Here is a 10648-nt window from a genome sequence, read left to right as displayed (position 1 = left end):
GCGGCGCAGCTCGACGTGGATGATCGTGTCGATGTCGACGTCGAAGATGTCGAACATGTCGCCGGGCGGTACCCGGCTGGGGTCGATGTGCAGTTTGCGCATGCGCACCCATGGCAACGTGCTGCGCAACAGCAACTGGCGCAACCGGGTCTTCGCGCCAGCCGTGGCGGCCTGCCGGGAAGCGGACGATACTTTTCCCGGCCATCACGCCGCACGATCTACGCCACACCGCTGCCTCGCTGGCGGTGTCGGCAGGCGCCAACGCCAAGCCCGTGCAGCGGATGCTCGGCCACGCCAAGGCGTCGATGACGCTGGACACCTACACCGATCTTTTCGACACCGACCTGGACGCGGTAGCGGGCAGTCTGGATGCTGCAATCACAGCCGCTGCGGAATCTCCTGCGGCATCTGTGCGGCACACGGGTACGAGCGATCCGGCTATCGCAAACAAGAAAACCCAGCATTAGCTGGAATTTCCCTCAGTGGAGCTAAGGGGATTCGAACCCCTGACCTACTCGATGCGAACGAGTCGCGCTACCAACTGCGCCATAGCCCCTGGCCGCTAGCAGGCTACCAGCCACGGCACGATCGCCAGAAGCCCACGGCACGCCACGCAGATTACTGGCCGGCCGCCCGCGGCAGGTCGCCCCGCCAGGCATGGTCGCGGGCGAACGGTACGTATTCGAGGTGCTCGAAGATCGGATCCTCGTCGTCGATCTCCAGCACCACCGCACCCGGACGGCGCAACCGTGCCGGCACGTCGAACCCGGAGTCGAAGCCACGGCCGAACCCGTAGTCGCGGCCGTCATCCGCCCGGACCCCGGCGCGGGCCATCCGCTGCATGCGGCGAGCACGCACCCGCTCCTCGATCCGGGTCTGCCGACGCAGGTAGGCCAGGTACAGCATCGTCACGCCGGCCGCGGTGCCGCAAACCCACCACGCGGTCGGCGCCACGGTGAATGCTGCCGCAGCCGAAATCACCAGGATCAGCGCCATCGTCATCAGTACCCGTTTGCGAAAGCCGTACTTGCGGGCGCTGACTGCGGCCGCGGTGGTCGAGTCGTAGCGGCGCCGTCGCGATGCGGCCGGAACCGCCATCGGCGACCCGGCGGTCGGTGAATCCTCTTCGGCCTCCAACCCCGACGTGTCGTCGACGTACTCGAATTCGGCGGTGCCCACATCGGCTGCAGCTGCGTCCTCGTCATCGGCGTCATCGGTCTGGTCGGACTCCGGCTCGCCAGCATCGCCTGCGGCACGGGGCGGATCAGCAGCCTCCCCGTCGACGACGTCCACGTCGAGATAGTTGGGCTGGGTCTGGTCGTCGGTAGCGTCGGCAGCAGCAACGACCATCGGGTAATCCTCGGAGTCCTCGTCGTGTTCGCTGCGCCAATCGGGTTCAGAGCGCCACTCGGGGTCGCTGCGGTGGCCGGCTGCGGGGCCGCCCCGTCTGAGCAGTCGGGCGCCGACGGCGCTGGTGAGCACCCTGGCCGCCAGCGCTATATCGCTGGTGCGCCGCACCGCGTCGCGCTTGCTGACCAGCATCGGCACCAGCACGAACAGCCAGAGCACCACCAGGGAGATCCAGAGCAACGATTGAGGGATGCTGGGCATGGTGACCTGCTCCTTTCCCCGCCAAGGCTAGGCCTGTGACGACGCAACCGGCGCATGACGCGCCGACATAATGACATGTCTGTAATTTACCTGCAGACCTCAATAGTCACAACTACCACGCTGACAACAGAGGATTCGGGGGTTTCAGGCCCAGCTGGCCCGGCCGTCTCGAACCAGGGACGCGGCAACCGACCCGGAGACCTCCTCCACCGTGAGGGCAACCAGCACGTGGTCGCGCCAGGCGCCGTCGACGTCGAGGTAGCGCCGCAGCAGACCTTCCTCGCGGAAGCCGACTTTTGCCAGCACCGCCCGGCTGGCGGCGTTCTCCGGACGCACGGTGGCCTCCACACGGTGCAGCTTGACCGGCCCGAAGCAGTGGTCGATCCCCAGCGCCAACGCGCCGGTGGCCACCCCCTTGCCCGTCGTCGAACTCGACACCCAGTAACCGATCCATGCCGACCGCAACGCGCCGTGGGTGACGTTGCCAATCGTCAGCTGACCGCAGAACCGCCCATCCAGCTCGATCGCGAACGGCAGCATCCGCCCCCGCCGGGCCTCCGAGCGCAGGCTCGAACAGACCGCGGGCCACGAGGCGGCGGTATGCCGCATTACCCAGTCCGCGTCGGCGCTGGGTTCCCAGGCCTCCAGCTGATCCCGATCCGCCAGTCGGATGCGGCTCCATTGCGCACCGTCGCGCATCCGCACCGGGCGCAGCCGGATCACCCCCGCCGCTACCCTCAGCGGCCCCACCACCGTTGGCCAGCCAGGGTGGCCGGCGGTGTTGAATCGCCAGAGATTCACCAGCGCGCCGCCTGACTCGCCCCGCCTCAACCGCGCTGAGCCAGAAAAGCAACGTCGACCACCTCACCGGTGCCGATCTGCTCGGCCTCCGCGGGCACCACCACCAGGCAGTTTGCTTCAGCCAGCGTGGCGAGCAAGTGCGATGAGCCACCCGGGGCGGCGCCCAAGACCTGGACCAGATACTCATCGGTATCGGAATCGCGCATCAACTGGCCGCGCAGATACCCAGTACGACCGCGCACCGAACTGATCGGCGCCAGCGTCCTGGCCTGCACCACCCGGCGCATCGGTTCCCGCTTGCCCAGCGACAACCGGATCAGCGGGCGAACCATAACCTCGAAGACCACCAGCGCGCTCACCGGATTGGCCGGCAGCAGAAACGTCGGAACGCCCTCTGGGCCCAGCTGACCGAAACCCTGCACAGAACCCGGATGCATAGCGACGCGGGTGACCTCCAGTTCGCCCAACTCCGACAGCACGGCACGCACTTCCTCGGCCGCGGCGCCCCCGACCCCGCCGGCGATCACCACCACCTCTGCCCGGTTGAGCTGTCCTTGGACGACCTCACCTAGCTGCTCGGGCCCGCCGCTGACGATCCCGACGCGGTTCACCTCCGCGCCCGCATCACGCCCGGCCGCGGCCAGCGCGTAAGAGTTGACGTCGTACACCTGCCCATTGCCCGGCGTGCGGGAGACGTCGACCAGTTCGCCGCCGACCGACATCACCGCCAGTCGTGGACGTGGGTGGACCAGCACCCGCTCCCGCCCGGCCGCGGCCAGCAGCCCTACCTGGGCGGCACCGACGATCGTCCCGGCGCGGACGGCGACGGCGCCGGGCTGCACATCGTCCCCGGTGCGCCGCACGTAGCTGCCCGGCCGCACCCCACGCAGCACCCGCACCCGGGACTGCCCACCGTCGGTCCAGCGCACCGGCAACACGGCGTCGGCCAGGGTCGGCAGCGGCGCCCCGGTCTGTATTCGCATGGCCTGCCGTGGCTGCAGCCTGCTGGGCGTACGCGCACCAGCCTCGATGGTGCCCATCACCGGAAGGCTGATCGCCGCGTCGGCATCCGGACCGTTTGCCTCGTCGCTCTCACCGACCGCCTCGACCTTGTCGCCTTGATCGGCGTCGACCACGTCGACACTGCGCACCGCATAGCCGTCGATGGCCGCTTGATCGAAACCGGGCATCGGGTGCTCGGTGATCACTTCCTCGGCGCACATCAGGCCCTGCGCCTCGGCGATGGCCACCCGCACCGGTCGCGGTGCCACCGCTGCGGCCGACACCCGGGCCTGCTGTTCCTTCACCGAACGCACAGCGTGCCTTCCTCCGTTCGGACCCGGGCGCTAATCTCCCGCCAGTCCCAGTCGCGCCACCAACCACCGCCGCAAGTCCGGGCCGAGGTCATCGCGGTCCAACGCAAAGTCAACCGCAGCTTTGAGGTAGCCACCGGGATTTCCCAGATCGTGTCGCGCCCCACGATGCACGACGACGTGCACCGGGTGACCCTCCTCGATGAGCAACTCGATGGCATCGGTGAGCTGCACCTCACCTCCGGTACCCCGGTCGATACGGCGCAGCGCGTCGAAGATGGCGCGGTCGAGCACATAGCGGCCAGCCGCGGCGAACATCGATGGAGCGTCGGCGGCCGTGGGCTTCTCGACCATGCCGTTGACCTTGAGCACGTCGGGGTTGTCAGCCCAGTCACCGTCGGGAATCGGCTCGACGTCGAACACCCCGTAGGCGCTGACCTCGTCGGGGCTGACTTCGATCGCGCACAGCACTGTGCCGCCGCGACGGGCCCGCACGCACGACATCGTCTCCAGCACGCCCGTGGGCAGCACCAGGTCGTCGGGCAACAGCACCGCGACGGCATCTTCGTCGGGCGACAGGGTGTGTTCGACACAGCCGATGGCATGGCCGAGTCCGAGCGGCTCGGCCTGCACCACCGACTCGACCTTGATCAGTTCCGGGGCGCGACGCACCTTGGCCAGCATGGCCTTCTTGCCGCGGGCTTCCAGCGTGCCCTCCAGCACCAGGTCCTCGACGAAATGCGCGACGACCCCATCCTTGCCTTCGGAGGTGACGATGACCAGGCGTTCTGCACCCGCCTCGGCGGCCTCGGCCGCGACCAGTTCGATTCCGGGGGTGTCGACGACCGGCAGCAACTCCTTGGGCACCGTCTTGGTCGCGGGCAGAAACCGGGTACCCAGGCCGGCCGCCGGCACGATCGCCGTGCGCGGCACCGGAAGCTGTTGGCGGGGCAGTAGCACCACACGTCACACGATAAGTCACCGGATGACCACGACCGACGATGCACCCGGTGTGGCGGCCCGAAGACCGGTATTGACATCGTGGGAGCCATGACCGCAGGCAAGTCCGCACTGCGCAGGCAGCTACTTGCGGCACGCCGTGCGGTTGCCGACGACGTTCGCGCCGACGAAGCGCGTGCGCTGCAAAGACACCTCGATGAGCTGGTGGTCGCCGGCATCACGGTCTGCGCTTATGTACCGGTAGGCACCGAGCCGGGCTCGATCGCCATGCTGGACGGGTTGCTGCACCGCGGTGTGCGGGTGCTGCTACCGGTGGCCCGGACCAGCGGGACCGGTCAGGACGTGCCGCGGGCGCTGATGTGGGGTCAGTACCGGTCCGGCGGCCTGGTGGCAACCCAGTCCGGTCTGCTCGAACCGCCGCAGCCGTGGCTGCCGGCGTCGACCCTGGCCGAAGCGGTGCTGGTGTTCGTCCCCGCGCTCGCGGTCGACCGCCGCGGCGTGCGACTGGGCCGCGGTGCCGGCTTCTACGACCGGTCGCTGCCACTGCGAGGGCCCGACACCCAGCTGGTCGCGATCGTCCGCGACACGGAGTTGGTCGACGAGCTGCCCGTCGAACCCCACGACGTACCGGTGACACATGCCCTGACCCCGGGGCGCGGTGTCATCGCGCTTGACGCCGAAATGACCCCGGAATGACCGAGCCCACATAGCGGTTCTAGCACTTAGCACGGTAGAGTGCTAACCCGATTGGCCACTTCACGGAGGTTCCTGTGCCGACATATAGCTATGCCTGCACCGAGTGCGACAACCGCTTCGACACGGTGCAGTCCTTCACCGACGACACGCTGACCACCTGCGGTCGGTGCTCCGGCCGGCTCCGCAAGCTGTTCAGCCCGGTAGGCGTGGTGTTCAAGGGCAGTGGCTTCTACCGCAACGACAGCCGCGAAGCGCGCAAGGCGACCGGGAATGGCTCGGGGGCCAGCTCAGCGAACGGGGACCGAAACGCTGACCGCAAAGCCGGCACCGGTTCCGCTGGCGACTCCGGGTCGGACAAATCCGGCGCAACCGGCGAAACCAGCGGCAAGGGCGACAAGTCGAGTTCAAGCAGCACCTCGACGGCCTCTGCGGCGACATCCGCAACATCCGCAACATCCGCGACATCCACGGCATCCAGTTAGCCGGTTGTCCACAGCACTGCGCCCAAGATGACGATGCCGGGCCGGCATGCTTCGTACCGTGTCGGCATGGCGGAGTCCCTCAACCCGACGTTGGCCACTCGGTTATCCCGGTCGCTGCGAGCCGACTGGACGCGCACGGTCTTGGCGCGACGCGTCGCCGCTGGCGGATTGGTCGTGCTCGCCGGTATCGCGGCGTTGCGGTCCAACCCGCAGGGTGATCACGTCGACGTCGTGGTCGCTGCTCGCGACATCGGACCCGCCACGGCTCTGAAGGCCGATGACATTTCAGTCCAAAGCCGTTTGGCGGCAACCGTTCCAGACGGTGCGTCAGCCGACCTCTCCGCGGTGCTCGGTGCGACGTTGGCCGGCCCGGCGCGTCGCGGTGAAGTGCTCACCGACGTCCGGTTGCTGGGTCGGCGGCTGGCCGGGGCGACGGCCGGGCCGGACGCCCGAATCGTCGGCGTGCACCCAGCTGACAATGCGCTGATCGATCTGGTTCGCCCCGGCGACGTCGTCGATGTCGTGGCAGCCCCGGACTCCGATCCGCATACCGCCCCCAGGATCGTCGCCACCGGCGGCATCGTCGTACTGGTTTCGGGCGAACGGAACGGCACGAACGACGACCGCGTGGTGCTCTTGGCATTGCCGTCCGCCGCCGCCACCGCGGTGGCCAGCGCTGCGTTGGTTCAGACCGTGACCCTTACCCTTCGGTGAACGACCCGCTGTCCCAACCCTTTTGGAGCCTTTTTGGCACCTCACTAAACCAAGTGCGGTTGCAGGCTGGTGCAGAACTTGCACTTGCGCGCCAACGCGGGGATGTTCGACAGGCACTCCGGGCACTCCTTGGTCGCCGGCTCGTCGCCGAACACGCTGACTCCCCGAAGCCTCTGGAAGTGCTTGTAGGGCAACACGACCAGGAAGTACACCACGGCCATGAAAACGATGAAGTAGATGACCGCCGAGATGAACGTCCCGATATCGAGGAAGGTCGATTCGTTTCCCGCTGCACCGAGTTGCCAGCCCAGCCCGAGCGACTCGGTGCTGGGCTGGGCGGCCGCCACCAGTGGATTGATGACGCTGTCGGTGAAGCCTTTGACCAGGTTGGAGAACGCCAATGCCACCACCAAACCGACCGCCACGGTGATGACATCGTCGCGCAGCAGAAAATTTTTGAACCCCTTGAACACGCGAACACCCCTTTCGCCGGGAACAATCCGGACGGCACCCCGCCGCCCACCAAAACATTAAGCACACGAGCGCGTCAGCCGCGGGCGAATTGACGAAGTTACGCCTCAAACGTGATGGGGGGGCACGTTCTCCGCAAGCCACTGCTCGCGCTCTTCGGCGCTGTCGACATCTTCCCAGTCATACTCGCCCAGGGACTCTGTCATATCTCGAGGCTCGACAGCTCGCCGATGATATGGACTGCCAACGGATTCAATGTCGCCATTCCATCGCGCACCGCATAGCGGGAACCTGCGAGGTTGACCACCAGCGTGCTTCCGGATATCCCGGCCAGGCCGCGCGACAACCCGGCATCGACAATCCCGGCAGCCAACCCCGATGCGCGCAAAGCCTCAGAGATACCGAGGATCTCACGATCCAAAATGACGCGGGTAGCTTCCGGAGTGACGTCGCGCGGCGTCACCCCGGTGCCGCCAACCGACACCACCAGGTCGACCCCGCCGATCACCGCCGTGTTCAGCGCGTTGCGGATCTCCACCTGGTCCGCGGCGACGGCCACCACGCCGTCGACGACAAACCCGGCCTCGGTAAGCAACTCGGTGACCAGCGGGCCGCTGTGGTCCTCGTCGCCGTGCGCGGTTCGGTCGTCGACGACGATGACGAGCGCCCTGCCGGCCAACTGCACAGGCTGTTCCATGTTTGCAACCGTATATCCAGCGGCCGACGCGGGCGGGACAACGTGGATCACTTTTGTGCCGCGCCCAGGGTGACCTGCACGGTCTTCGTGGAAAGAGAGTGATCCTCCAGGTAGGTCAGGGTGACCTGGTCTCCAGGTTTCTTTGACCGCACCGCGGCTACCAGCGCGTCGGAGTTGCCGATCGGACGACCGTCGAACTCCGTCACGGTGGCCCCATCCGGCAGGCCCGCCTTCGACGCCGCCTCACCGGGCACCACCTCGACCACCTTGGCGCCGTGCGAACCCCGGTTGTTGACAACCTTCACGCCCAGCGAGGCGTGTGCCGCCGTGTGGTCCGGAGAGTTGATGAGTTCGTCGGCGATCCGCTTAGCCTGGTCCACCGGGATGGCAAAACCGAGGCCGATTGAGCCACTTTGCGTGTCGGCGTACTCACCGCCCAGGGTCGCGATGGCGGTGCTGATCCCGACCAGATCCCCGTTCATGTTGACCAGCGCACCACCGGAGTTGCCAGGGTTGATGGCGGCATCGGTCTGAATGGCGTCCAGCACCGTGTTCTGGTTACCTGCCTCACCGGACGTCGACACCGGTCGGTTGAGTGCACTGATAATGCCGGTGGTGACCGTGCCCTCCAAGCCCAATGGCGATCCGACGGCCACCACTTCCTGGCCGACCCGGAGATCCGCCGAGGAACCGAGGGTCATCGGGGTCAGCCCGGAGACGCCTTGAGCACGCACGACGGCGATGTCGCTGGCCTGGTCGACCCCGACCACAGTAAACGGCGCAGTGCGTCCATCGGAGAACGTCACAATGGTTTTTGGCTCCGGTCCTGGTGACCCTGGCGTGCCCTCTGCCTTGGCTGCGGCGGCGATCACGTGGTTGTTGGTCAAGATCATCCCGTCGGGCGACAAGATGATCCCGGAGCCCTCCTCGGATTGCCGACCTAAGTCCGTCTCGAGCATGACAACGCTGGGCACAACTTTGGCGGCGACCCTCTCAATCGAGCCTTCCGGTAGGCTGGCGGCCGCGGGCACGCTGGGTGCCTGACTGCCCACTGTCGTGGCGACGGCACCGCCAATCGACTGGCGGTCCGTCTGTATCACCGAGGCCACCGCCCCGCCGATACCACCGGACACCACCGCTATGGCTACCGCACCGAGAGCCAATACTCCTGCCCGGGAGCGCTTTTGCGATGCCGGTCCGGTAACCGTCATAGGCCTGGCAGCTGCGGGTCGCGCGCTACCGTACGAGTCGTACGGCAGGCGGTACTGCGGCTGCTGCGCATAGCGCCAGTCGTATGAGGGCGGGTACGGGTACTGCCCAGCCTGCGTGCCCGGATGTCCCCCGGCTCCCTGCTGTCCCGGCACTGCTGCCGTCGAAGCAGTCGGAGCAGACCGTTGCGGTTGCTGCGGCGGTGGCGAATAGCCCGGGTGGTTCGTCATGTTGCTCGGTTACTCTTCCTCAAATGTGCGGTGCAGTGCGGCGAAAACCGCACTCTTAGCCTGCCTGCGTGGACTGAGAATCGCCTAATAGCGTGTTCGATTCGCCTGCAGACTTCTGTCCGTCCGGCGGCGCTGCGTCGTCGTCTGCAGCTTTCATCGCATGATCAACTGCGCCTCCGACGGGAACTGGACGCCCGGGCAACAACACGTGGATCGACGTCCCCGGCGGTCGGCCACCCGGGACGGTTTCTTCGATGCGAAGTGCGCCACCGTGTTTGAGCACCACCTGTTTGACAATCGCCAGGCCCAAACCGGACCCTGGCATCGCACGCGCGGAATCGGAGCGGAAGAACCGCTCGAACACCAGCTCGCGCTCGTGCGGCGGGATGCCCGGGCCGTGGTCGGAAACCACCAGCTCGACATGTGCCGGGTCGGTTTGTGTCATCCGAAGGCCGACCCGACCGCCTGGCGGACTCCACTTGGCCGCATTGTCGAGCATGTTCAGCACTGCTCGCGACAAGCCGGCCGCATCCCCGTAGACCTGCCAGGGAATCACTTCCACGTCGAACTCGATGTCGTTGCGGCGACGCCTAACTCGTTCCAAACTGCGATCGATGACTTCGGACATGTCCACCTGCTCGTATGCCACCTCACGCCGGTCGTCGCGGGTGAGGTCGACCAAATCACCTACCAGAGTGGACAGTTCCTCGATCTGGGCAATCACGTCGACACGCAGATCGGCCACTTCCTGCTCTGGCAGCGGTGGTGCGCCCGGTGCCGCAGAGGCCATCAGCAGCTCCACGTTGGTGCGCAGCGACGTCAGCGGGGTTTTCAGCTCGTGACCGGCATCGGCAACCAGCCGGGCCTGGCGTTCCCGTGACTCGGCGAGCGCCCGCAGCATCGCATTGAATGCCTCAGTGAGCCGGGCTAATTCGTCGCTGCCGTACACCGGTATGGGCCGCAGATCGTCGGTGCGCGCCACCCGCTCGGCCGCCTCGGTCAGCCGGCCCACCGGCCGCAAGCCGGCACTGGTCACCATTCCGCCGGCCACCGCGGCGACCGTGACACCGACCCCGCCGACGACCAACAGGACCCAGCGCAGCTTCACCGTCACCGCCTGGGTGGGCGCCAGGCTCTTGGCGATCAGCAGCGTGCTGCCGTTGGGCAGGTGAACAGCCAGAACCCGTTGGCCAGCCGCCGTGCGCCGGGACAGGAACAACTCGCCACGGATGACGGCTTTCTCCTGCGCCCCAACCGGCAGCCGCTGGCCGGGCTGATTCGCGGTGTAAATCGCACGGCCGGGGTTCACCAGCATGGCGTTGACGTCAGAGTATGCGGTTCCCTCGATCGCCTTGCCAGGGTCGGCTGCCAGCGAACCGCTGGCGATCAGCATCTCCGCCCGGCTCTGCAACTGGTTGTCGATGTCTTTGTACAGCGCCGCCGAGATCACCGCATACACGGCGA

The 10648-nt window shown here is 67.0% G+C and carries 11 protein-coding genes, 1 tRNA gene and 1 pseudogene; 4 read left to right on the top strand and 9 right to left on the bottom strand.

All coding sequences use genetic code 11. The features are described 5' to 3' along the window. Window positions 1-197: 197 nt before the first annotated feature. Window positions 198-467: pseudogene (locus tag AC2VOP_RS11155) on the top strand (tyrosine-type recombinase/integrase); the annotation flags it as partial. Between the two features lie 16 nt (window positions 468-483). On the opposite strand, the gene AC2VOP_RS11150 reads toward AC2VOP_RS11155, so the two are convergent. The 5 genes from AC2VOP_RS11150 to AC2VOP_RS11130 all read right to left on the bottom strand — a co-directional run bounded on the left by AC2VOP_RS11150 (window position 484) and on the right by AC2VOP_RS11130 (window position 4679). Then, window positions 484-556, bottom strand: a tRNA-Ala gene (locus tag AC2VOP_RS11150). Between the two features lie 62 nt (window positions 557-618). Continuing rightward, complete coding sequence (gene sepX / locus AC2VOP_RS11145; RefSeq protein WP_486961020.1) at window positions 619-1611, bottom strand: divisome protein SepX/GlpR; 993 nt, start codon at window positions 1609-1611, stop codon at window positions 619-621. Window positions 1612-1755: 144 nt separating this feature from the next. Further along, window positions 1756-2412 carry a GNAT family N-acetyltransferase gene (locus AC2VOP_RS11140; protein ID WP_486961019.1) on the bottom strand — a complete coding sequence of 219 codons (657 nt, stop codon included), beginning with the start codon at window positions 2410-2412 and terminating at the stop codon, window positions 1756-1758. A gap of 26 nt (window positions 2413-2438) precedes the next feature. Further along, window positions 2439-3728, bottom strand: a complete 1290-nt coding sequence (glp, locus tag AC2VOP_RS11135; protein ID WP_486961018.1) for a molybdotransferase-like divisome protein Glp — start codon at window positions 3726-3728, stop codon at window positions 2439-2441. Window positions 3729-3758: 30 nt separating this feature from the next. Next, window positions 3759-4679, bottom strand: a complete 921-nt coding sequence (locus tag AC2VOP_RS11130) for a UTP--glucose-1-phosphate uridylyltransferase (RefSeq protein WP_486961021.1) — start codon at window positions 4677-4679, stop codon at window positions 3759-3761. A 96-nt stretch (window positions 4680-4775) separates the two neighbouring features. On the opposite strand from AC2VOP_RS11130, the gene AC2VOP_RS11125 reads away from it, so the two are divergent. The 3 genes from AC2VOP_RS11125 to AC2VOP_RS11115 all read left to right on the top strand — a co-directional run bounded on the left by AC2VOP_RS11125 (window position 4776) and on the right by AC2VOP_RS11115 (window position 6577). Beyond that, entirely contained in the window at window positions 4776-5381 is a 606-nt protein-coding gene (locus tag AC2VOP_RS11125; protein ID WP_486961017.1) for a 5-formyltetrahydrofolate cyclo-ligase, read from the top strand. 74 nt (window positions 5382-5455) lie between these two features. Beyond that, window positions 5456-5863, top strand: coding sequence for an FmdB family zinc ribbon protein (locus AC2VOP_RS11120; protein WP_486961016.1), 408 nt, complete (start codon window positions 5456-5458; stop codon window positions 5861-5863). Window positions 5864-5929: 66 nt separating this feature from the next. Beyond that, entirely contained in the window at window positions 5930-6577 is a 648-nt protein-coding gene (locus AC2VOP_RS11115) for an SAF domain-containing protein (RefSeq protein WP_486961015.1), read from the top strand. Between the two features lie 44 nt (window positions 6578-6621). Here the strand turns inward: AC2VOP_RS11115 and AC2VOP_RS11110 are convergent, their stop codons facing one another. The 4 genes from AC2VOP_RS11110 to AC2VOP_RS11095 form a co-directional block, all read right to left on the bottom strand. Then, the gene (locus AC2VOP_RS11110; protein WP_486961014.1) at window positions 6622-7050 is read right to left on the bottom strand and encodes a large conductance mechanosensitive channel protein MscL; all 429 of its coding nucleotides are present in this window, start codon (window positions 7048-7050) and stop codon (window positions 6622-6624) included. A 200-nt stretch (window positions 7051-7250) separates the two neighbouring features. After that, entirely contained in the window at window positions 7251-7745 is a 495-nt protein-coding gene (locus AC2VOP_RS11105) for a MogA/MoaB family molybdenum cofactor biosynthesis protein (protein ID WP_486961013.1), read from the bottom strand. 47 nt (window positions 7746-7792) lie between these two features. Beyond that, window positions 7793-9184 (bottom strand): S1C family serine protease, encoded by a 1392-nt coding sequence (locus tag AC2VOP_RS11100; protein WP_486961012.1) that lies wholly within the window; start codon window positions 9182-9184, stop codon window positions 7793-7795. A 55-nt stretch (window positions 9185-9239) separates the two neighbouring features. After that, window positions 9240-10648: HAMP domain-containing sensor histidine kinase (locus AC2VOP_RS11095; RefSeq protein ID WP_486961011.1), on the bottom strand; the 1409-nt coding region annotated here is incomplete at its 5' end.

This window comes from Mycobacterium sp. TH-M106, from assembly GCF_057473765.1.
This window is presented reverse-complemented; position numbering and strand designations above follow the sequence as displayed.

Excerpts from the sequence above, each read along its gene's own strand:
- sepX (WP_486961020.1), bottom strand. The coding sequence starts at position 1,611 with ATGCCCAGCATCCCTCAATCGTTGCTCTGGATCTCCCTGGTGGTGCTC.
- AC2VOP_RS11125 (WP_486961017.1), top strand. The coding sequence starts at position 4,776 with ATGACCGCAGGCAAGTCCGCACTGCGCAGGCAGCTACTTGCGGCACGC.
- AC2VOP_RS11115 (WP_486961015.1), top strand. The coding sequence starts at position 5,930 with ATGGCGGAGTCCCTCAACCCGACGTTGGCCACTCGGTTATCCCGGTCG.
- AC2VOP_RS11105 (WP_486961013.1), bottom strand. The coding sequence starts at position 7,745 with ATGGAACAGCCTGTGCAGTTGGCCGGCAGGGCGCTCGTCATCGTCGTC.
- AC2VOP_RS11100 (WP_486961012.1), bottom strand. The coding sequence starts at position 9,184 with ATGACGAACCACCCGGGCTATTCGCCACCGCCGCAGCAACCGCAACGG.